This is a genomic window from Bradyrhizobium sp. 138 (assembly GCF_023074075.1).
Taxonomy (GTDB): domain Bacteria; phylum Pseudomonadota; class Alphaproteobacteria; order Rhizobiales; family Xanthobacteraceae; genus Bradyrhizobium.
This window is the reverse complement of sequence record NZ_JADPKT010000020.1, coordinates 215,616-240,488: the sequence shown is the minus strand read 5'-3', so window position 1 is coordinate 240,488 and position 24,873 is coordinate 215,616. Positions and strand designations below refer to the sequence as shown.

Genomic DNA, 24,873 nt, shown 5'->3' with positions numbered 1-24,873 from the left:
ACCGATCGTCACCGCTGTCGCGCCGGTGACGCCGTGACTGGTCGCCAGCAGCACCGTGGTGCCGTCGTGGAGCGCCGTCACCCGGCCCGCGCCGGAGATCGAGGCAACCGACGCATCCAGCATCTGGAACGAGACGTAGGATGACGGCAGCAAGACGTCCTGCTGGTCCTCGAAGTCGCCCACCAGCACCATCATCTGTGTCGCGCCTGCGCCAAGGCGCGGCGCGCGGTTCTGGAAGTCGAGATTGACGAGCGCGGCCGTGCTGACGTCGACGGTGACGGTCGCTACCGACGATTTGTTGAAACCATCGTCCGCCAGGAACTCGAAGTCGGCATGGCCGGAGAAACCGAGTTCCGGAATGAACGTCACCGTGTGGCCGTCCGGGTTCAGCGTCGCCGTGCCGTTCAGCGAGGAGATCAGCTTGAAGAACAGCGGATCGCCTTCCGGATCGTTCGAGATCGTGTTCAGGTCGATCGTGAGCGGAAGGTCGATGTGGGTGAGGACCTGCTTGTCCTGCGCGACCGGCGGCGGGGCGGCGTGGAAGCCGTAATTGTTGCCGAGCAGCTGCGCGTCGGCGGCGTTCACGACACCGTCGCGATTGGCATCGGCCCCAAGCAGGTAGCCGGCCTGCCCTGACGACTTGCCGAAGGCCTGGCTCAGCAATGCACTATCCGAACCATCGACCGTACCGTCCTGGTTGGCATCGCCGACCACGAAGAGCTGGACCGTGTAGTCGCCCGACGTTGCGGCGTCGGAACCGAGGATCTCGAGCAGGTTGACGCCATCGCGACCAACGGCGAACAGCGCGAAGGACGTGCCGTTGCCGCTGCGCTGGATCAGCGGCGTCAACCCGGCCATGACGGGCGCGCCGGGCTGGAACGCGCTGCCGTTCGCCGCCGTGATCTGAACGCCCAGCAGCACGGCATCGGTCGGCGTCGACCGCAGCTCCGACGGCCGCAGATTGAAGGCCAGGTAATTGCTGGCGCCGGCGGGCAGCGAGCCCTGATAGGTGCTCGCGCCGAAATCGCTGGGGCCGCCGAGATTGGCCGTGAGCGGTGCGACCTCGGCCGTCGTGCCGTAATTGATGACGCTGCCGGCCGGCCCCGCTGGGGACGTCGCCACGATCAGTCGGTGTGGGTCGTCGATGGCGTAGCCGTAGCGGCTGCTCTGCCCGCTGTTGGTGTTGTGCGCGGACGCGAGGTTGCCGGCACTGTCGTAGGAATAGACCACGCGCGTGCCGTCGGAGGCCACGATCGAGGTGATCCGGCCTGCGGCATCCCTGGTGAACCGCACGGAATCGCCGTTCGAAGCGAGGATGCCGCCATCGCTGAAATAGAGCTTGTTGCCGCCGGGCAAGACCTGGTCGAGCACGCCCTGCGTGGTGCTGAGATGATAGATCGTGCCGTCCGGCGCCGTGAGCGTGTAGTCGGCCGCGCCGAACGCTCCGTCGACAGGATTGTAGGGCCGCGCCGTCTGCAGCTCGTAATAGCCGTTGGGTCCCTTGCTGAGCGGCACGGCTGCGGACGCGAGCTGATAGGTCACGCCGGGATCGGCGGTGAATTTCGCCGTGTAATAGGTCACGCCGAGCTGCACGTGCTTCTCGGGCGTGAAGGTGAAGCCGGCGCGCTGCCCGTCCGGCAGCGTCAGGTAGACGCGGGTGCCGTCGACGAAGGGATTGTAGATGCCGAGACTCTCGCGGCCGGTCGGAGGAATGCTGGTCTGGATCTGCGGATCGAGGTTGGCGAGGCGCCAGCCATAACCGAACGATCCCGCGATGTCCTGGTCCAGCGATGAGTAGGACCGCACGAGATTGACAGTGGTGCCGCCCAGCACCACGGAAAGATCGGTGAAGTTCTGAATGTAGGCCGATGGCTTTGCGACAGCGTCGGCCTCGACGACGATCTGCACCACGGTGCTGCGGCCGCTGACGTCGGTCGCGGTCAGCCGGAGCTGGTAGGCGCCGCTGCGCAAGGCGGCCGGATCGAAATGATGGACGGTCCCGGTGACCGGCGCATTGCCGCTGGCCAGCGTCGTGAACGCGCTCGAACCGACCAGGGCCTGCTCGAGCACCCAGGAATCCAGATTGCTGTCACTGATGGTCGCATGCAGATCGAGCGCCGTGGTCAGCAGCGCGTGACTGGCGATGTTGTCAAAGGATACGATCGGTGGCGCGTGGTCGTTGGGATCGCGAACCTTCAGCACCGTAAGTGCGGTGCCGGTGCGACCATCGGCGTCGGTCGCCGTGGCATCGACGGCGAACACACCGGGCACTTGCGGCGTATAGCTGGCGCGGCCGTGACTATCGAGCGTCAGGGCCTGCCCGTTCACCGACAAGGTCAGACCGGCAATCGGGGCGATGCCGGACGCCGCGACGTGCAGCAGCACGGGCGTTCCCGGCACATCCGGGAAGCTCGGCGTGATTTCGACGATCACCTGCGGCGCGGCCGGGACGAGCGTCGCGCGCAGCGTCGCGACACGTGACGTGCTGAGCTCGCCGTCGGTCACCGTGAACTTGATCGCGTAGTCGCCGGTCTGTGTCGGTCCCGGCGTCCAGGTCAAAAGCCCCGTATGCGGGTCCAGCGTCGCGCCGTCGGGCAGGCCGAGGGCGGAGAAGCCGAGCTGGGTGTTGAGATCGGGGTCGCTGGCGATCAGCTGGAGGCTGAGCGGCTGGCCGACCACGACGTTATGGTCGGTGACCTGCAGCGTCGGCGCGCGATCGACATTGTCGATGTGGATGTTGGCGGTCAGGCTGTCGGTGAGCCCGCCGGGATCGACCACCTTGAACACCACCGCATAATCGCCGGTCTGCTCGAAACCGGGCGTCCAGATCAGCTGGGCCGTCGTCGGATCGAACGTCGCGCCGATCGGCAGTCCGGACACCACGCTGTAGGTCAGCGGATCGTCGTTCGGATCAGCGGCCGAGATCGCGAACTGGAGCTTGGTGCCTTCGCGGCCGGACTGCTGCTGCAACGGAATGAATTTCGGTGCCTCGTTGGAGGCGACCACGGTGATGGCGATAGTCTGCGTCGTCGTGAGGCTGCCATCCGTCGCCGACAGCACGATGCCGCTGTACTTGCCGACCTGGAACAGGCCGGGAGTCCAGGTCAGCACGCCCGAAACCGCATCGATCCTGGCGCCGACGGGCAGATTCGTCGCCGAATAAGTGACGGTGTCGCCGTCGGGATCAATCGCGTGCAGAGACACGCTCAGCGTCTGATTGGCCGCAGCCGTCTGATCGCCGGCCGCGACCCACGCCGGGGCCTGGTTGCTGGTGCGCACGGTGAGCGTGAACAGCTGATGGTCTTCCAGCACGTTGGCAGGATCGCCATTGCCGCTGTCGGACACCGATACCAAAATGCTGTACTTGCCGACATCGGCGCTCGTCGGCGTCCAGGTCAGCACCCTATGGCCATAGATGCCGTTGGATGACAGCACCGCACCGGGCGGCAGCCCGGTCGCGCTGAAGGTCAGCGGGTCCTGGTCGGCGTCGACCGCTTTGAGAACGAGCTGGAACGGCTGACCGACGACGGCGACCTTGTCGCCGATCGGAGCGACATGGGGCGGACGGTCCGGCGCGTTGACGGTGAGGACGAAGGACTGCGTGCTCGACAGCGCGGCATTGATGCCGTTGCCGTCGCCATCGTCGGTCGCGGTGAGGAAGATCGTGTAGTTGCCGCGGTCGTCTGCGGTCGGCTTGAACGTGAAGACACCGGTGCCGTCGCCATTGTCGACGAACGCGCCGAAGGCCGGCACGCCGAGGATCGAGAGCTTGAGCGGATCACCGTCCGCATCGACGGCGGAAACCGGCACCGTCAGCACGCCATCATGATCGACGCTCTGATTGGCGACGGGAGCGACCTGCGGGGCGCGGTTGACGTTGAGGACCGTGAGGGTGACCTGCTGGGTCGTGACCTTCGGCTGCCCGGTGCCGTCGCCGTTGTCGGTCGCCGTGATGGTGACGACATGCTGTCCGGCAGCGCCGAAGCCGGGCGTCCAGCTGAAGATCAGCGTATCGGGATCGAAGGTCGCGCCTTGCGGCATGCCGCTCAGCACGTAGCTGACCGTCGGAATGTTGAGATCGCTGTAGACCAGTTTGCCGTCGGCGGCGCGGTCCGGCGGCGTGAAGGTCGGATTGTCGGGATCGAGCGCCTGAACACGGAACTCGATCTTCTGCCCTTCCGGTCCCTGGAAGACGTCGAGGTTCTGGAAGGTCGGCGCGGCGTTGACGTTCAGCACCGCGATCGTGGTCGTCTGGGTGGTGCTGGCCTGGCCGTTGCTGACCGTGAACGGGATCGTATAGACGCCGTGCTGGGTGTAGTCGGGCGTCCAGGTGAACACGCCGGTCTTGGAGTCGAGGTAGCCGCCCGGCGGCAGCAGATTGCTCGAATAGGTGAGCGGCAGTCCGTCGATATCGGTCGCCTGCAACGCGATGCGGACCGGAACGCCTTCGGCGGCGGTGAAATCGGCCGGCTTGATCAGCTTCGGCGGCTGAGGCGTCGGCGCGATCACGATCGTCGTGACCTGGCTCACCTCATGGATGCCGTCACTGGCGACGAAGGTGACGTTGGTGTAGGTGCCGGCGGCGTGGAAGTCGGGCGCCCAGATCAGGGCGTGCTGCTGCGCATCGAAGGTCGCCCCGGGCGGCAGATTATTGGCCCAATAGATCAGTCTGTCGCCGTCCGGGTCGGTTGCCTGCACCGGGATAGTGAGCGCCTCGCCCTCCTTGCCGGCGATCTCGGCGGGGAGCGCGGCCAGGACCGGCGCCCGGTTCACGCCGGTCACGACGAGCGTGAAAGTCTGCGTGTCGTAAGCGCCGCCTGCGTCATAGACCTGCAGGGCCACCGTCGTCCGGCCGAGACTGTTCGGCGTCGGCATCCAGGACACGAGCCCCGTGGCCGCGTTGATCGTCATGCCGTCCGGCCCCTTCACCAGCACGAAGGAGAGCGGATCGCCGTTGGGATCGAAGGCGGTGGGGCGGTAGGTATAGGCCTCCCCCGCCGCAGCCGACATGATGGGATAGGTGAGGAAGACGGGCGGCGCGTTGCCGGTCAGCACGCCGCTGACACTCGGGTCGAACGTGACCGGCCGGCGATTGGGATCGGCAACCGTGATGGTCCGGCCGGTGGTCGAATGTCCAGCCAGCAGGATGCCGTTGGCCGGCAGGTTCGAACTGAGATCGATCAGCCAGGAGCCGTCCGCGGCGCGCCCGGCCGTGCCAAGCGGTTCACCGTCGAAATGCTGCGTCGGCGTCAATTTCAGCACGAGCGGCAGCACCAGATTGTGCGAGCTCTTGTTCGTCACCGTGACGTCGAAGGAAATCGTTCCGGTGTCGCGGTCGCTGCGCGCCAGCGAGAAGGACACATCGAGCACCGAGGTGACGTCGCTGACGGCAGTGAACTCGGTCGAGTATTGCTCGGCGAGCGCAAGGCCGGCGGCGCTCTGGACTGAGGTCAGGACCTTGAGCTGGTAATGATCCGCATAGAGCGGCGCGAAGCTGAGAACGGCCGTCCGCGTCGTCTGATCGTAGGCGATCGCCTGGATCGGGATCAGCCCGGCGCCATCGCCGCGCAGCTGATAATTGTCGGGGTTGAGGACCGAGCGCGGATCGCTCGCGGCATCGGCCAGCATGTCCTCGTCGAAGGTCACCGAGATGTTGGCGAACGGCAGCGGGACGAACGCGTCGGGCGGTGGATTGGTGCTGGCCACATGCGGCGCGCGCACCGGACCGAGCACGTCGACCTGATGCGACTGGCTCAGGAACACACGCCCATCCGCGGTGGTCCTGACGATGTCGCCGCGCGTACCGCCCCTGGCGATGTCGACGACCTTCATGGTCGCGAGGTCGACCATCGACAGCACGGCGCCGGCGCTGGATGCTTCGGTGTGGGAGACGAACAGCAGGCCATCGAATTTCGAACCTGCAGCTCCGAAAGCGATCGAGCCGACATCGTCGTCGAACGACAACATCAGTTTCGGCTTCAGCGGCGTTCCCGTGAACTGGATGACCTGGCCCTGATTGTGCGGCCAGGTGACGGCCCACAATTTGCCGTCGGGCGCGAAAGCCAGACTGCCGACCCTGATGTCGCTGAAGTGGCTGAAGGTCTTGGCAACGGGGTCGAACACCTCGATGCCGTCGCCCGACGAGATGTAGATCAGACCGGTGCCCGGCTGGATGGCGAGGCTTTGGGTCAGGGAATCGCCGAACCGATCGATCACCTCGCCGGTGGCGGCGTCGAGCTCGTAGAGCGGGCCGCCGCCGGTGGCAGCCCAGATCACGTTGCGGGTGGTGTCGAGCACCATGTCGTAGATCGGCTCGGGCAGCGTGACCAGCGGCGCTCCCACCTGCCCGCCTTCGGCACTCAGTTTGAAGATCTGGTTGCGCGATGCGCCGCCGCTGACCAGCACCGTGCCGTCGGGCATGACCAGAATGGCCATGGGGCCGATACCCGCACCGCTCGTGCCGATTCCAGTGGCGAAGGCTTGCGCCGTGAAGGGCGCGAGCACGGTCGAGAATTCGGACGCGCGCGTCTGGACGATTGCGGATGGAATGCCCTGCTGCGTCTGAACGAACAGCGCATTGGTCGAAGGCTGCGGGGACGGCGCCGGCGGCGTGCCGAAATCCTGGGTCGTTCCGGAAACCGTCGGCGTCGCGCCGAGATTGGCGGAGGCGTCGCTATTCGGAACCGAAGCGCCCAGCGGCGCCTGCTCGCGGTTGCCGGCATTGTCGGTCGCCAGCGCGAGGAATTTGTAGGTGTGGCCGGCCTGACCGTTGTAGATGCCGGAGGTCTCGGTCGTCTGCTTCAGCCAGGTGGCGTAGTTGCCGCCATCGACCGAAACATAGACGGTGACGTCCTTGACGCCGCTGCCGCCATTGTCATCTTTCGCGCTCCACTGCACCTGATAGTCGGCGCCGCCCTGCACCAGGGGCGCCGACGTCAGCGTGGTCACCGGCGCCTGCCCGTCCAGCGTGAAGGTCAGTTGCTGCGTATCCATCGGCGCAGCGGTATTGAAGATCACGCGGGCCTCTGCCGTCAGTTGCGTGCCGGTGGCGAGCCCCGCCTTTGGCGTTGCGGTGTAGCTGACGAAGCCGCGGCCATCGCCTTGCGCGTTGTCGGGCGGCAGCAATCCCTTGGTGGGATCCTGGATGACCTCGCCGGTCAACGGGTCGATTGCCTGCAGCAGCCATCTCAGCGTGTTGGACGACAGCTCGATGCCGGCGCTGACGCGCAGGATGAAGCCCTTGCTCTGAGTGAAGTCGAAATCGTTCTGGAACGAGCCGACGCCGCCGGGCAGGTGAACCTTGATGTCGCCGATCTGGAGATCGCCGAGGCGGAACGAGCGAGGATCGTAGTCGAAATCCAGCTGCGTCACGATGTTGATCTCGCCGACCGTCGAGGCGTGCGGAGCGTTCTGGAACTGGATGGTGTAGGGCTCGGCAACGCCCGCGGGGACGAACTGATCCGTCCCATAGCCCAGCGGCCCGTTCAGGAACGCCTGACCGGTCCGGCCGCTGCCATTGAAGAAGGATGCGAAGTTCGGCGGCTGGACGTTGATGAAATTCTGATTCTCGGGGTGGGTCTGATCGTTCCCGTGCTGGGTCCAGGGGAAGTCCCAACTATTGGCCCAGGGGACGTAAACGTAGTTCGCCACATAATGCGTCGGCGAGGCCGCGTGCAGATCGAAGTCGCTCGCCGGCGGCGGGTCGAAGCTGACATAGGTGGTCGGCTCGTGCGGGCTGACCGTATCTTCCTTGATGGTCTGGTACGGCGTCGTCTTGGTCGGATCGTTGCCGTACCATTGCTGCACCTGACTGAAGAACTGGAGCAGGTTGCCGTTGGTGATGATCTGCTTGCCGGCGGGACCGGCCAGAATGCCCGCGGCCAATGTCGCCTGGAGGCTGACGAGAACGGGGTTGTCATGGATCTCCGGCGGCTGGTCCACCGGCCGCAACAGACCGGCCTGCGTCAGGGCGGTCAGATAAAGGTCTACCCACGACTCTGCGTCGGCCGCCAGGTTCTGCAGGGCGGACGACGCCGTCGGATCCTTCAGGATGTTGACGCGCAGCGTCTCGGCGAACTGCCGCTGCTGCGCGACATACTCCTCGGGCGTCAGGGCCGTGGCCGCGCCCATGATGTTGAACGCGAACGCGGTGACGCCCGGGTGCTCGCTCTGGTTACCGGGCGGCAGGCCATCCGGATAGGTCTGCACCAGGAAGCTGAAGGTGGTGTTGGCACGCGTGGCGAGATCGTAGGCGTAGCCGGTCGTCAGCGACTGCCCGTTGGTGTTCGTCATCGGCACGATGCTGGCCCAGGGCACGTCGGCGACGTTGGGTGTCCCGGTGACGTTCGTGGTCACGCCGAGATACGGCACGCCTTCGTTCAGCGGCGTTCCCGGAACGCCGTACTGGAACTGGACATAGGGAATGTCGACATTGGTCTGGCTCGCCAGCGTGAAGCCATAGAGGCCGCTCTGGCCGCCCCAGATGACGCGCGGTCCTCCGAGCGCAATGCTGACATCGGCAGGCAGCGCTTCCTCGACGAGATAGCGATAAGGTGCAATGGCGATCAGGCCGTTCGGATTGATGACCTCGACGTCGTAGAGACCGTGCGGCGCGTTGCGCAGATCGAAGACCGCGATGATCCGCGTGGGGTCCATGACCTTGTAGCTGACCGGCTCGTACTCCGCGAAGCCCGGACGAACCAGCTTCACGACCGCCTGCGCGTCGAACTGCGCACCATGGATCGTCGTGGTGACGTATCGGTTGTCGCCGCCCTGGTCCTGGACGACGTCGATGATACCGAACGGCAGCAGATGGGCGCGCAAGGTCACGCGCGTATTGGGCGCCGGCTCCGATTGGCCGTGGACCAGCACGTAATAGGTGCCCGCAACGGTCGACGGAATGACGGCGACCTGATTGGCCTGCACGGCGCCTTGATAGGACGCATCATAGGTCGCGCCCGTCGGCAGCGCGCCGTAGCGCAGGAACAGGGTGTTGGCCGCGGTCGAATCCGGTGAGGTCAGATCGACCTGGAGGGTCTGACCTTGCGCCACCGTGACCTGGAACAACCGGTCCTGGCCGGTGCTGAGCGTCGTGTCGAGCGCCACGCCGAGATGCAGCTCAGGCACCGAGACCTGGAGAACGCTCGCGGACGTCGTCGTATTGTTCTGCGTCGGAGCTTCGGCGATGTCGTCGAAAATGTCGGTCCTGACGATGATCCGGTACGTCCCCGGCGTCGCCGGCGGCAACCGCGCGTCGACCACGCCGTTATAGGACTCGCCCGGCAGCACAGTGCCGCTGTGATCATAGGCGCCGATCGGCTTGTCGTTGATGTCCCAGGTGTTGTCGCTGGAGAGATAGGCGACATCGCGCCATGCCCCGATTGCAGCGTTGACGCCGGCATTCTTCGTCGTCCAGGTCAGATGCACGAGGTCGCCGGACATCGCCCCATTCGGAATCGTGATGGTGTCGACGACCAGATCCGACGGCGGCGGCTGGTCGATCAGCAGCGGCGTGGCCGTCGCTTTGGCGTTGTTGGTTTCCTTGTCGGCTTCGAACACGATGCCGGTGACCGGCGATGTCGCAGTCGGCGGATCGGTCAGGACGAAGACATACCACGGGCCCGTCAGACTCTTCGGCGCCTTGTATGTGAGGGTGGTCTGGTAGCTGGCGCCGGCGGCGAGACCGCCGACATGGCGCGCGGTGCCAAGATAGATGTCGGCATCGCTGAGGAACTGATCCCGCGACAGATAGACATAATCGTCCCACTTGCCCTGGCGGTCCGGCGTCGGGCCGCCGCCGGTGTTCGTCACCTGGTAGGTCACCGTGAATGACTGTCCCGTCAGGACGTGGTCGAGCTGCAGCGGGTCCGGCCCTTGTGCCAGGATGGACGTGACCTGGAGATCCGGCGGCGGCACCATCGACACCGGCATGAAGGCCGCAGTGATGTTGTTGCCCTCGCCCTGAAACTCCGGGACGTCGCCCATCCCGGTGCTGTACATCAGGCCGGGAACGTCGAGCGTTCCGGACGCGGTGCTGTCGGTGTAGACCAGGACGTAGTAATCCCCGCCGATCCCGTCGGGGAGCTGTGCGTTGACGGTGACGGTGTAGCTGGAGCCTGTGGCCAGGATGCTGCTGTGCGACAGCGAGCCGATCTCGATGTCGTGCCCGTCGAGAGACGGATCGAGCGACAGGAAGACGCGGTCGGTCCAACGTCCTTCGCGCGTGTCGCGGTTGCCGAGATTGGTGACCGTGAAGGTGATCGGGACGATCTGGCTGGAGTAAGGCGTGGCGGTCGGAACGATGAGATTGGTGACCTGGAGATCCGGCTCGCGGTAGATCACGGGGAGAACACCGGAGCCGCGATTGTTGCTGACGTCCTCGTAGCCACGGACGGTGAACGATTCCCGCGCGCTGCTGTTGTCGTGCGTGCGGGCGGACGTATTGCCTTCCGCGTTCGTCATCACATAGACGTAATAGGGCTGCGGGTCCGCGGCCGTGCCGCCGATCCCCTTGGGCAGGGTGAACGTCGCCGTTTGCGTGTAGCTTCCGCCGCTGGCGAGCGGCTCAGCGTTGCTGTGCGGGTAGCGACCGACGAAGGTGACCTGGCTCGGATCGAACGTCGCATAGCGCGAGAAGTAGACGTCATCGACCCAATAACGCGTGGCCGGCCAGGCGTCGGCGCCGAAATTTTGCACGGTCCAGGTGACCGTCGTGGCTTCGCCGGAATAGTTCGCCGGCGGCGCGGTGACGGAGGTGACCCGAAGGTCGGCCACCGGACGCGGCGTGACGCTGGTGTTGCCGACATTGACGTTGTTGCCGGTATACTGGCCCTCCCATGTCGGGGCCACGTAACTGCCGCCTTCGTTGTATCCGCCGGCGTTGGCGACGACGATGACGTATTTGCCCGCGATTTCGGGGGCGAGCTTGAACGTCGCCTGATTGGTGTAGCTGCCGTTCGAATTGACGATGCCGTTGTGTGCGACCGAGCCGAGGAACCATTGGTTGCCGGTATCCTTGCCGGTGTTCGGGGGCACGAAGGTGGGCGTATCCGACAGGTACACATGATCGAACAGCAGTGAATTCTCGGTCGCGTTGGTGCCCTGGTTCTGAACCGTCCAGCTGACCGTATAGTCCTCGCCGCCGACGCCCGTCGCCTGCGGCGTGACCGCCGTCACCACCAGGTCTGGCGGCGGGGTCAACAGCACCGTGATCGCGCGGGCCTTGTAATTGTCGCTGTTGGAGCGGTTCGGATCGTCCGGATTGACGTTGACGTCCTGCATGCTCTTGTGCACGACGTCGAAGGAGTCGGACCACGCCGTGATATAGAACTCGCCCGAGAGATGCTTAGGCAGTGTCACGGTCGCGGTGACGTCGTAGCCGGTCGGCAGCGTGATCACGCTGGGATCGTTGCCGATCACGCCGCTATGGGCGATGGTGGCGAGCAGCACGTCGCCCTTGGTCACGTTGGGCCGGGTCTTGTCGCGCGTCAGCCAGATCGTGTCCGTCCAATGTTCCTGGTCGGTCGGCTCGAGGCCGAGATTGTCGACGTGGTAGGAGACCGTGATGGTCGAGCCGTCATAGGACTGGCTCGGCGCGACCACGTTGCCTGTGACGAGGTCCGCCGGAGGCTCCGCGTTGATCGAGATCGCCTTGACGAAGGTGTTGTTGTTCGCATTCGGATATTCGCCGACGCCGTCATTCGCGTTGGTGTCGACGATCAGATAGGCCGGTCCGCCGAGCCGCTTCGGCACCAGCATGTTTCCGGTCGAAATCTTGTACTTCTCGCCGGGCGCGAGGGCGGAGAGATTGTCGAACGTTCCGATCAGGATGGCGCTGCCGTCGAGATGATCGACGAGCGAGATGTAGACCTTGTCCTTCCAATGGCCCTTGGCGTCGACGATGCCCTGGTTGATGACCGTGAAGTCGAGCGCGACCGTCCCGCCTGCATTCGCCGTGGCCGGTGAATTGTCGATGGAGAAGACCTGAAGGTCCGGATTCGGCGGCACCACCAGCGTGATCGTGTTGGGATCGGCCAGCGTGTTGTTGCCCCCGACCGGCTCGTAGATCGGGAACAGACCGGCATTGGTCTTGATCATCAGCTGGAAGACGCCGGCGACGTTGCTCGGCAGTTGCACCACTTCGGAGCGGCTGTAGGACAACCCGGCACCGAGCGGCCCGTTGAAATCGAAAGCGCCGAGACCGAAGGTGCGATGCTGGCCGCCGACCTCCTGCAGGTAGATGCTGTCGATCCAGGTACCGTTGGCCGGACCACCGCCGGCGTTCTGGATGGTCCAGCTGATGTCGATCTTGTCGCCGGCGTTGGCAAGGCTGACCTGGGCGGTCGATCCCGGCGTCGTCGCAACCACCGTGCCCGGGACGAGGTCGGGTGCCGGCGTCAGATTGATCGTGACGGGTCCCGATACGGCGGAATTGTTGGTGGTGTAGATGAATTCCGACGGCCCGCCGGTCGTCACCACCACATAGAATGTGCCGTGCAGGCCGTCCGGGATCATCGCAGTGCCGGTGCGGGTATAGCTGCCGCTGATTTGCAGCGCCCCGACGTGGTCGAAGCTGCCGATATTTGCGACGATGTTCTTGCCCAGCGGGTCCGATGCCAGCGCGACGCTGTCGCCCCATGCGGAGCGATCGGTGGTGCCGATCGCATGCGGCGACTGGTTGGTGACGGTCCAGGAGATTTCGAGCGGGCGACTGCTGTCCGCGGTCGCAGCGACCACGACGTTCGAGACGGCAAGATCGGAGAACGGAGCGGTGACCACATCGAACATGTTCGATGCTTCCGCCGCATTGTTGGCCTCAACGCCGTTTTCGAACACGGCGTCGCCCGCGTCCGTGCGGACGAACAGATGCGAATGGGTCTGGTATCTCGGCGGCAGCGTGATCGTCAGGCTGGATTGATAGGTCGCGCCGGCCGCGAGCGCGCCGACGTGATCGAGCTGGCCGATCACCGTGCCATGGCTCGGATTGGTGTCGGACGAGACGATGATCACGTCTCTCCAATTGCCGACCGTGGTCGCGGCCTGGCCCGCATTGGTGACCGTCCATCCGATCGTGACCGTCGCGGGATCGCCGATGGTCAGGCTCGGCGCGGTGACCGCCGAGGTCACGAGGTCGGCGTAAGGCGCGAGCGCGGACGAGGCCGTGATGGTCGCCGAATTGTTGCTCTCGGCCGTGCTGGAGCCGTTTGCGCCGGCCGCGTTGAACTCGCCCACCTGGCTGTAGAAATCGGTCGTGACCGTGATTTCGAGCTGGCCGGCGCCGGGGGATCCCGGAGGCAGCGTGAACGCATATTGCTGCGCGCGGGTTGCGCCGGCCGTAATCGACCCATTGCCTGCCGCGGCGGGGTCGTACAGAACGTCGCCGAGAGCCACCACCTGATTGGTCGTGACGTTGCGGACCACCAGGTGGGAATAGAACGAGCCGGTGACGGCGGCATTGCCGGTGTTCTGCACCGTCCAGCTCAGAGTAGCGCCGTCGCCCGAGCGCAGCCCGGCGGAAGGCGTCAATGCCAGGTTGGCGACCTGCAGATCGGGCGCCGGCGCGGCCGACGACGTGACGGTCACGCTTGTGGTGTTGTTGCTCTCCGCCGTATTGCTGCCACCGCTGCCCGAATTGTTGAGCTCGAACACCTGGTTGAAATTGTCGGTCGAGACGATGAATTGGATCTGGCCTGTGCCGCGAAGGCCGCTGGGAAGCGTGTAGCTGAGCTGGCGCGCCCGCGAGCCGCCCGCGGCGATCGCTCCATTTCCGCTTGCCGATTCCGTGTAGGCGACCGGAATCGTATCGAGCGTCTCACCCGTCGTGAGATTCCTGATCGTGACGTAATCGTACCAGGAACCGCTGCTGGCGGAAGTGCCGATGTTGCTGTCGTCCCAGTGCAGCACGACGGTGCTGCCCGACTGCAGGCCGTTCGGCGCCTCGACGGAGAGATTGCGGACCGTGAGATCGGGATAGGGAGCGACCGTCGACGTCACGGTCTTGGTTGCAGCGTTGTTGCTCTCCGCCGTTCCTGCCGCATTGAACTCGGAGACATTATTGTTGCTGTCGGCGGTGATGGTGATCTGGATCTGGCCGACGCCGCGGCTGCCGTCCGGCAGCTTGCCGATATATTGCCGCGTGTGCGAGGCGCCGCCCGCGATTGCGCCGTTGCCGGCTTGAGCCGGGTCGTAAGGCACGGCGACACTGGCGAGCGTCTCGCCCGTCGTCAGGTTCTTGATGACGATCAGATCGGTCCAGCCGGACTGCGTCGCTTTCGTCCCGGTGTTGCTGTCGTCCCAGCGAACCGTAAACGATCCGCCCGATGTCAGGCCGGCTGGATCGACGTTGATGTTGGCAACCTGGAGATCGGGATAAGGCGCGCTGACCGAGGCGAAGGTGAGCGTGCCCGAATTGTTGCTTTCCGCCGAGCCGTCCGCATTATTCTCGACCAGCACATTGGCGCTGTCGGCGGTCACCGTGACCTTGATCTGGCCGATGCCGCGTGTCCCGTCCGGCAGCTGATAGCTGACCTGGCGGGCGCGCGACGCACCGGGATCGATGCTGCCGTTGCCTGCTGCCGCGGAATCATAAGGTACCAGCAAGGTGGCAAGCGTCTCTCCAGTCGTCACATTTTGGATGACGACCTTGTCGGTCCACCCGACCGGCGTGGCCCTGGTGCTGGTATTGGTGTCGTTCCAACGGATGGTGACCGAGCTGCCCGACGTCACGCCGCTTGCCGGATCGACGGTGATGTTGCCGACGACGAGATCAGGGTAGGACGCAATGGAGGATGCGACGGTGGCAACCGCGCTGTTGTTGGCCTCGGCGGTCCCGCCGCCATTGTACTCGAATACGCTGTTGCTGGCGCCGTCAGTCGTGACGGTGACCTCGATATTGCCGACGCCGGCCGCACCGTCCGGCAGCAGGAAGGCCATCTGACGCGCGCGCTGACCGCCCGCCTCGATGTTGCCATTGCTCGCAGCCGCGGGATCGTAGGGGACGTTCTGACTGATCAGAATCTGTCCGGTCGAGATGTTGCGGACTACGACGCGGTCCTGCCATGCGCCCGAGGTCGCAGCGTTGCCGGTGTTGGTGTCGTTCCATTTGACGACCACCAGGTCGCCCGATTGCAGCGTCGTTGTGGCGTTGCTCGTGTAGAGCGAGAACGACAGATCGTCCGCATAGCCGTCATTGTAGCTGCCGCCCTGTCGCGTCATCGCCAGGGTGATCACGACCTTGCGGGCGCCGACCGGGACGAGATCGGTGGCCGTTCGCGCCAGCAGGCCGGTCGCATTGGCGCGATCCGCAGCCGTGACGGGGCCGACCGCCGTGGTGCCGAGCACCGTGCCGTCGGCCGCGACGAACTGGGCCGTCAGTGATGCGGAATCGTCCTGGCCGCTGAATCCGCCGAGATATGCCCCCAACGCGAAGTAAGCAGCGCCGGCATCGATGGTCGCGTCGACCGAGCCCAGATCGATGGTCTGCCACAGCGAGGATTGCGCGCTGTTCTGCCCGCCGGCAAAGAGGTGCGTGCCTCTGTCGGCAGGACCCGGATCCGTGCTGGATGGTCCGCCCGCGCCGTAGGCCAGCAATTCGGGCGAGCCGGTCACGGTCCATCCCGGGAACGGAGTGCCCGCGGCGCCGGCTTCCGCATTCCCGTTCACGATGAGGTTGTGATTGAAGAGGTTCGAGACGCCGGCCGGCGGCTGCAGCGAGACGCCGCTGAGAACCAATCCACTCACCTGAAGGTCGGGATAGGGCGCAATCGTCGCCGTCTGCGTCACGCTCGCGATGTTGTTGGTGCCGACGGCATCGGATTCGACCACGGCGCGCTGGTAGTTGACGGTCGCGGTGACCTGGATTTGCCCGACGCCGGCCGCACCGTCCGGCAGGCGGAAGCTGTATTGGCGCTGCCGCGAGGCGCCCGCCGCGATCGGGCCGTTGGCGTTCTGGTCGTAGGGCACCGTCGTGCTGACGAGCGTCTGTCCGGTCGTCGTGTTCTTCACCACGATCAGATCGCTGAAGGACGCCGAGGTCGCGAGGTTGCCGACATTGGTGACGGTCCACTCCACCGTCACGGTGCCGCCGGATTGCAGGCCCGTTGCCGGCGTCAGCTTCAGATTGCCGATCTGCAGATCGCGCGTGTCGTTGTCGCGGTTGACGAGGCTGACGTCCGCTAGCCTGAGCTGATTGTAGTTCGCGTCGGTGCTGCCCGCCGTCCCCTGGATCTTGTAGGCAACGTCGCCGTCGATCAGCTGATCGTCAGCGCCGGTCACGGTGACCGTCTGCGCCACGTTCCAGTTCTGGGGCGTGAACGTCAGCGTGAGCGGCGTGACCGTGCCTTCCGCCGGCACGGTCGAGGACAGGCTGACGATGACGTTGGCCAGCGGCTGGCTGTTCAGCACGACCGTGTAGGACGCCTGCCCTCCCGATTCGGTCGTCGCGAGACCGGAGATCGGCGTGACGGTGAAGCCCGCATGGTCGTCGTCGCGATTGGTGATCGTGACATCGCTCGGATCGAAGCCGTTGTAGCTGGCGTCGGCCGAGACCGCCTTTCTGAGAATGATGTGATAGACGACGTCGCCGTCCTGGATCTTGTCGTCGACGCCGGTCACCGTGACGACCTGCGGCGTGTCCCAATCCTGCGGCGTGAAGCGCAGCGTCGTGGTCGAGACCGTGCCTTCCGCAGCATTGTCGGTGTCGAGATCGATCAGGACGTCGGCTGTCGGCCGGCCGTCGAGCACGACCGAGAAGCTGATGCTGCCGCCGGCCTCGGTGGTCTGAAGGCCTGATGTCGGAACCACCGTGATGCCGACCACCTGGCTGATCAGGGTGAGGTCGGTCGCGCTGTAATTGGCGACCAGCCCGGGCGGCAGGCCGTTGATCGTCGCGAACGTGCCGAGATGCGAGTCGAACGTCTCGATCTCGAAACTTTGTCCCGAGGTCGGCTGGAAGCTGTTGATCAGGCTGACATTGAGAGCGCCAGCGAGCGTCGCCGCACCATCGACGAGGAACTGATCGAATTGCGAGCCGGCTGAGATGCCTCCGACCTCGACGTTGAGGGCGCCGGCAGAGGTCTGCGTATAATTGCCGGTGACGACGAGCGATCCCGCCGCGCCGGTGCCGCCGACACTGATCTGCCCCGCATTGGTGAGGTCTGCCGCGACAACGCCTCTGCCGGAGAGCGTGCCGCCCTGGATGTTCACCGCAGGCTTGCGTGTCGTGATCCATACGACCGCAGAACCCGCGATGGTACCGTCGGCGCCGGTGCCGGAGGAGTCGCGCGCAACGGCTCCGCTGCCCTCGTTCAATTTCCAATAGCCGATCAGCCCCGCCTCGGTGCCGCTCAGAGGCTGCGCCGTCGCCAGGATTTGCGCCTGCGTCAGCGCGATGTTCCAGAGACTCACTTCCGCGAGCTTGCCGGACCAGGGCATGCCCAGCCGCTCGTTGTTGAAATCATCGCCGATGGTCAGGGCGTGGCTGTCATAGCCGATCGTGGTGGTCGAGGTGCTGGAGGCGACCAGCGATCCGTCGAGATAGAGCTTGAGGCCGCTCGAATCATAGGTGAATGCGACGCGATACCAGGTGTTCTGAACAGGCGCCCAATTGTAGGCGATCGACACGCCCGTCGACGCATTGCCGACCGCGGCCCGCAACGACCCGTTCTCGTACCAGACCACGTAGGAATCCTGGCTACCGCTTCCGACGGTCTTTCCGAGGACGTGACGAACGTTCGAGGTGAAATTGTCGCCCGTGTTGATCCAGGCCTCGATGGTCAGTGCATTGGTCGGGCGCGGTACCGCGCTATCGGCAACCTGGATGTTGTTGTCGGTACCGTTGAAGACGAGCGATGTCGTTACGGGCGGAGGCGCATTGGTCAAAACCTGAGTCGGCTGGAAGCCCGACGAACCGCCCAGCAGCGCGTCGTTGTGGTTGGACGTCGCATCGCGCGCCACAATGCCCACGCCATCGTCCAGCCGCCAATTGCCCACCAGGCCGGTCTCGTTGCCGGCCAGGGTGCTGTTCATATCGGCTTGGATTTCGGCGACGCTCCGCGCAACGTTCCAGAGCCTCGCATCGCGGATCTTTCCCGCCCAAAACCCGGCCAGCTGATTGAAGTCGTAGTCGCCTCCGATGACCAGCGGATGGCTGTCATAGTCGAGCGTCGCGGTCGACGCGCTGGACGCGACCAGCGCGCCATCGACATAGAGCCTCAAGCCGGTTGCGTCATAGCTGAACGCGATGTGGTGCCAGCTGTCCTGTGCCGGGCTCCAAGTATAGTTGACCTGTGCACCGCTGGAGGCGTTGCCAAGCCCGGCGTGAAGCTGGCCGCCTGAATACCAGATGGCATAGGAATCATTGACTCCCGAACCAACCGCCTTGGCCATGATGGAACGGGAGCCCGAGTCGAAGTTGGGTCCCAGCGTCGCCCAGACCTCCATCGTCAAGGCGTTGGTCGGGCGAAGTGCGGCCGCATCGACAATCTGGACATTGTCGCCGACACCGTCGAATGACAGGGCGGAGTCCGACGTCCAGGCGGGCTGGCTCGTGAGGACGCTACCAAGATAGCCGGTATTGCCATGACCGGTGACGTCGCTGACGGTCGCACCGACGGTTTCGAAATTCCAAAGCGCGGCGAGACCTGTCTCATCGCCGGTGAGGCGCCGGTACATGTCGGTGCGGAGCGCCTCGGCGCTGCGCGCGACGTTCCAGACGCTCACTTCGTCGATGCTGCCCTGGAAGGAATTGTCCCATCCCGGCGCCTGCCCGATCCGGAAAGGCCCGGTGGTATCGCGGATGCCGCTCGGATCGTAGGTCCGCTCGGCTGCGAGATCGCCATTGACGTAGAGCCGCATGAAGTTGCCCGACGTGCTGATGACGGCGTCGAAATGATACCATTGGCCAGCCTTGATGAGACCGGCTGCGGTGGCAAGGTCGAGCTGTCCGACGCTGACGCGGCTTTGCGGCGTCGAGCTGAGATAGAGATAGCCCGAAGAGTTGAGCCAGAGCGCGAACTCGCGATTGGAATTGCCGCTGACCGTATCGGGGCCATCGCCCTTGAAGACGATGTTCTGCCACGTCCGCGGAAAGCCGTCCGCCTTGAACCAGCCGCTGACGGTGAGATCGCTGGATGAATGGAGCGCCGCGCTGTCGGCCATTTCGACGAAGTCGTTTCCGTCGAAATGCAGGGCGCTGCCCGTCGGTGGGCGCGTGTCCCCGAGCGTACCACCCTGCAAGTCGACGCTGCCGCCGGTCTGGGTGAATTGGCCGCTCAAGCCGAAGACGCTGCCGGTGCCGACGGTGATCGACCCCGCATTGACGAAATCACCGGCCGTGGTGAGATCGTAGCCGTTCGTGATCGTCAGGCTGCCGCCGGCCGCGTTGGCGATCAGGCCGGACAGCGCGTTGCTCGAGCCGGAATCGCGGTAGAGATTCGAATTGCCGCCGTCCACGACGATCGTGGCGGCGTTGGTCGCGATGGCCTGCGGCAGCAGCATGCGCAGGGTCGCGCCATTCAGGGCCTGCCACGTGCCGCCGGTCAGCGTGGCGTTCGCGAAATTGGTGATCGCGCCCGTGACGATGCTGATCGCCTGCCCCGCGAGGTTCGACGTGATCGTTCCGTTGTTGGTGAGCTTGTTGGCGCCCCCGTTTTCCCATTGCTCGCCGATCGTGCCATAGCCGCCAACCACCTTGAAGGTACTGGCGAGCGTCAGCGTCGAGGCACCTTCGATCGTCAGCCGGCGGGCCGACCCGGTGGTGCCTTCAAACGAGATCGTGCCGTTGCCGTCGAAAGTTTGATTGCCGAAGGAACGCACCTGGGCGCTGGAGCCGGTCAGGTGGACCGTGCCGTTCAGCATCATGCCTCCGGCGACGCGAAGCCGCGCGGTATTGCCCGAGACGGTCAGATCGCCGTTGAGCGTCACGCCGCCGGTGAAGGTGCCGGCCCAACTGTCACCGGAAAGCGCCAAAGTCGCGCCGTCGACGAAAGCCACCGTGCCGCCATTGATCGTACCGAGGAAGTTCCAGGAGCCGGTCGTCGCGTTCAGCGTCAGCGTGGCACCGGTATTGTTCAACGTGCCGGTGAGATTGACCGTGCCTCCGGTGCGGTTGACCGTACCGACGGCTGCCGTGGCAAAGGTACCGCCGAGGTTCAGCGTCGAATTGGCAACATTGATCGCGCCACTGTTGCTCCAATTGCCGCCGAGCGTCAGCGTGGAATCGGTCGCCGATGCGATACCCCCGCCCGCAATGGCGATGTTATTGCCGACGGCGGTGCCGCCGTTTGTCGCCTGAAACAGACCAGAATTGGTAAAAATGCCGCCGACACCGACCGTCAACGTCTGGGCCGAGACGTTGGAATTGATCGAACCGTTGTTGACGAGATGATTGGTGCCGCCGTTTTCCCATTGCTCGCCAACCGACGCATAGCCGCCGACGATCTTGAACGTGCTGGCGAGCGTCAGCGTCGAGGCGCCTTCGATCGTCAGCCGGCGGATCGACCCAGCCGTGCCTTCAAACGAGATCGTACCGTTGCCGTCGAAAGTTTGATTGCCGAAGGAACGCACCTGGGCGCTGGAGCCGGTCAGGTGGACCGTGCCGTTCAGCGTCATGCCTCCGGCGACGCGAAGCCTCGCAGTGTTGCCTGAGACGATCAGATCGCCGTTGAGCGTCACGCCGCCGGTGAAGGTGCCCGCCCAACTGTCACCGGTGAGCAGCAATGTGGCGCCGTCGGCGAAAGCCACCGTGCCGCCATTGATCGTACCGAGGAAATTCCAGGATCCCGTCACCGCGTTCAGCGTCAGCGTCGCACCGGCATTGTTCAGCGTGCCGGTGAGATTGACCGTGCCGCCGGTGCGGTTGATCGTGCCGATGGCTGCGGTGGTAAAGGTACCGCCGAGGTTCAGCGTCGAATTGGCAACATTGATCGCGCCACTGTTGCTCCAGTTGCCGCCGAGCGTCAGCGCGGAATCGGTCGCCGATGCGATACCGCCGCCCGCGATGGCGATGTTGTTGCCGACGGCGGTGCCGCCGTTCGTCGCCTGGAACAGACCAGAATTGGTAAAGACGCCGACGACGCCGACCGTCAACGTTTGAGCCGAGACGTTGGAATTGATCGAACCGTTATTGACGAGATGATTGGTACCGCCGTTTTCCCATTGCTCGCCAACCGACGCATATCCGCCGACGATCTTGAAGGTGCTGGCGAGCGTCAGCGTCGAGGCGCCTTCGATCGTCAGCCGGCGGGCCGACCCGGTGGTGCCTTCAAACGAGATCGTGCCGTTGCCGTCGAAAGTTTGATTGCCGAAGGAACGCACCTGGGCGCTGGAGCCGGTCAGGTGGACCGTGCCGTTCAGCGTCATGCCTCCGGCGACGCGAAGCCGCGCGGTATTGCCCGAGACGGTCAGATCGCCGTTGAGCGTCACGCCGCCGGTGAAGGTGCCCGCCCAACTGTCACCGGTGAGCAGCAATGTGGCGCCGTCGGCGAAAGCCACGGTGCCGCCGTTGATCGTACCGAGGAAATTCCAGGATCCCGTCACCGCGTTCAGCGTCAAAGTCGCGCCGGTATTGTTCAGCGTGCCGGTCAGGTTGATCACACCGCCGGCGCGGCTGATCGTGCCAAGGCCTGCGGTCGTGAAATTGCCGCTCAGATTGACCGTGCTTGCCGTGTTGGCATCCAGATGCAGCGTGCCGGTGTTGGTCCAGCTGTTCACGAGCGACAGAACGCCGCCTCCGACGGCCTCCATCGTGCCGGCATTGGTGAAGGTGGCGCTCCAGGATGCCGTCAGCGTCTGACCGGCGACATTCGCCGAGATGAGACCGTTGTTGACGAGATGATTGGTGCCGCCGTTTTCCCACTGCTCGCCAATCGTGCCGTAGCCGCCAATCACCTTGAAGGTGCTGGCGAGTGTCAGCGTCGAGGCGCCTTCGATCGTCAAGCGGCGGGTCGAGCCGGACGTCCCTTCGAACGAGATCGTGCCGTTGCCGCCGAACGTCTGATTGTCGAGCGAGCGCATCTGGGCGTTCGAGCCGGTCAGGTGGACCGTGCCGTTCAGCGTCAAGCCTCCGGCGACACGAAGCCGCGCAGTGTTGCCCGAGACTGTCAGATCGCCGTTGAGCGTCACACCACCGATGAAGGTGCCCGCCCAACTGTCACCGGTGAGCAGCAACGTGGCGCCGTCAGCGAAAGCCACTGTGCCGCCGTTGATCGTACCGAGAAAATTCCAGGATCCCGTCACCGTGTTCAGCGCCAAAGTCGCGCCGGTGTTGTTCAGTGTGCCGGTCAGATTGACCACGCCGCCGGCGCGGCTGATCGTGCCGAGGCCTGCGGTCGTGAAATTGCCGCCCAGATTGACGGTGCTGGCCGCGTTGGCATCCAGATGCAAGGTGCCGGTATTGGTCCAGCTGTTCACGAGCGAAAGAACGCCGCCTCCGACCGCCTCCATCGTGCCGGCATTGGCGAAAGTGGCACTCCAGGCTGTGGTCAGCGTCTGACCAGCGACATTTGCCGAGATGAGGCCGTCATTGACGAGATGATTGGTACCGCCGTTTTCCCACTGCTCGCCAATCGTGCCGTAGCCGCCAACCACCTTGAAGGTGCTGGCGAGTGTCAGCGTCGATGCGCCTTCGATCGTCAAGCGGCGGGCCGAGCCGGACGTCCCTTCAAACGAGATCGTGCCGTTGCCGCCAAACGTCTGCGTGCCGAGCGAGCGCACCTGTGCATTGGAGCCGACCAGGTGGATCGTGGCGTTCAGAGTGAGGCCGCCGCTGACGCGCAGCCGCGCGGTGTTGCCCGAGACCGTCATGTCACCATTGAGCGTCACGCCGCCGGTGAAAGTGCCTGCCCAACTGTCCCCGGCGAGCAGCAACGCCGCGCCATTGGCGAAGCTGACCGTACCGCCGCTGATCGTGCCCAGGAAATTCCACGATCCCGTCGCCGCATTGAGCGCCAGCGTCGCGCCGGTATTGTTCAACGTCCCGACCAGGTTCACGACGCCGCCGGCGCGATCGAACGTACCGATTCCGCCGGTGTCGTTGAATGTGCCGCCGAGGTTGACGGTGCTGATCGTATTGGCGTCGAGATGGACGGTACCGGTATTGGTCCATGAGGCGGCATTCACCGTCAGGATGCCGCCGGCGACGGCCTCGATCGTGCCTGCGTTGGTGAAGCTGTTGATCGGCAGCAGCGTCAGCGTCTGCGCCACGGTGGACGACGAGATCAGGCCGTTATTGACCAGATTCTTGGTGCCGCCGCTTTCCCAATAATCGCCGATCGAGCTGTAGCCGCCCACGACCTTGAACGTGCTGGCCAGCGTCAGCGTCGACGTTCCTTCGATGGTGAGGCGACGAATCGAGCCGTTCGTCCCCTCGAACGAGATCGTGCCATTGCCCGCGAAGGTCTGGTCGCCGAACGATCGCACCTGCGTGCTCGCGCCCGCGACGTGGATCGTGCCGTTGAGGGTCAGCCCGCTGCTGACGCGCAGGACCGAATTCGCGCCTGTGATCTGGACGTCGCCGTTCAGCGTCACGCCGACGAGATTGCCCGCGGTGTTGTCGGCGCTGACGGCGATCGCTGCGCCGTTGCTTGCCGTGACGACGCCGCCCTGGATGGTGCCGCCGGCAAGCGTAATGTTGCGCGACACGTCGACCGTGGCGGCCTGCAACGTCGCGCCGCTCGCGATGGTGATCGGGCGGGCCGAATTGAGGCTCTGGATCTTGACCACGCCTGCGGCCGAACTGATCGTGATCGCGGGATCACCGGCCGCCGCGGCGATGGTGACGGAATCGCCGGCGACCGGGACGACGCCGCCGCTCCAGTTCCGTGCGTCGCTCCATGAGGTGCCGTCGCCACCGCCTGTCCATTGCACCGCCGCAAGCAGATGATCGTAGGACGCCAGCGAAGTCTCCGCCGCCGGCAGCACCGCCTCGATCGACCCCGTGCTCTTTTCAAGGGTCCAGTTGCCGCCCTGTTGCAAGCTGCCCGTGTCATCGGTCGACGCGGCGACGTTGGCACCGGTGAGTTCGGAGAAGCGGTTGATGAAGGCCGTGCCGTCGTCGCCTGCGGCGACATCGCATCCGTAGAGCAGGATGTCCGCTCCCGGCTGCAACGCCGAGCGCCAGCTCGAAAGCTCGTTTGCATGCTCATTCAGTCCGGCGAGATCGAGCTGCGTCGCACCTAGACCGAGACTGGCCTCGAAGCCGTGCGAGAAGATGTGAACCGACGTGACGCCGGTGCGATCGGCCAGCACGTCGGTGATCTGCGCGATCTCGCTCTTGGTGGAGTCGAGCACGACGATTTCGGTGTCGCTTGCAGCCGGATCGCTCGAAATGGCCCCGACGATGCCTTGATAGTCGGGCAGCGCCGAATCGACGAAGACGATCGGTTTCGAGCTGGCAGGAGCGAAACCCGGCCCCTCTGCAGCGCGCGTCGTCTCCGGCAGGACCTGGCCGGAATTGCTGATCGGGCCGGCAGAGGGCGCATCGACGGGCTCGGGAAGCTGGAATTGATAGCTGCCCACCGCATCGCCCGCACCCTCGACATGCAAGGTGAAGCTTGCGGCGACGACGTCGGCGTCCTCCCTCAATGGAGTAGCCTGGGGATTGGTGACCTGCGCGGCAGGCACATCCGACAACACCCGCACCTCGCTTGCAGCGGCATATAAAGGCGCAACCGGCGGCAGCGAGACGATGTTTGTATTGGGATCCTCGGGTGTGTGCACCGTCGCGGTCGGCGCGAGGTCGGCAGACAGCAACACCCGCGGTTCGATCGTTTCGAACAGAAAGCGGCGCGAAACGCTCGTCAGCAATTCGTTCTTGCGATGTGCGTTGGCTTTCTCCGCGGGCGGTGCTCCCGCGAGCACGCAACGGACCCGGGACAT

1 protein-coding gene (cut by a window edge) is annotated in these 24,873 nt (G+C 64.9%); it reads right to left on the bottom strand.

Annotated features, from left to right (window positions below):
• A protein-coding gene (locus IVA79_RS11615) for a tandem-95 repeat protein (protein ID WP_247552976.1) crosses the window boundary here: on the bottom strand, window positions 1-24,873 show its 5' portion. The gene continues 15,525 nt to the left of window position 1, outside the view; only the first 24,873 of its 40,398 coding nucleotides appear in the window; the start codon lies at window positions 24,871-24,873; its stop codon lies beyond the left edge, outside the window.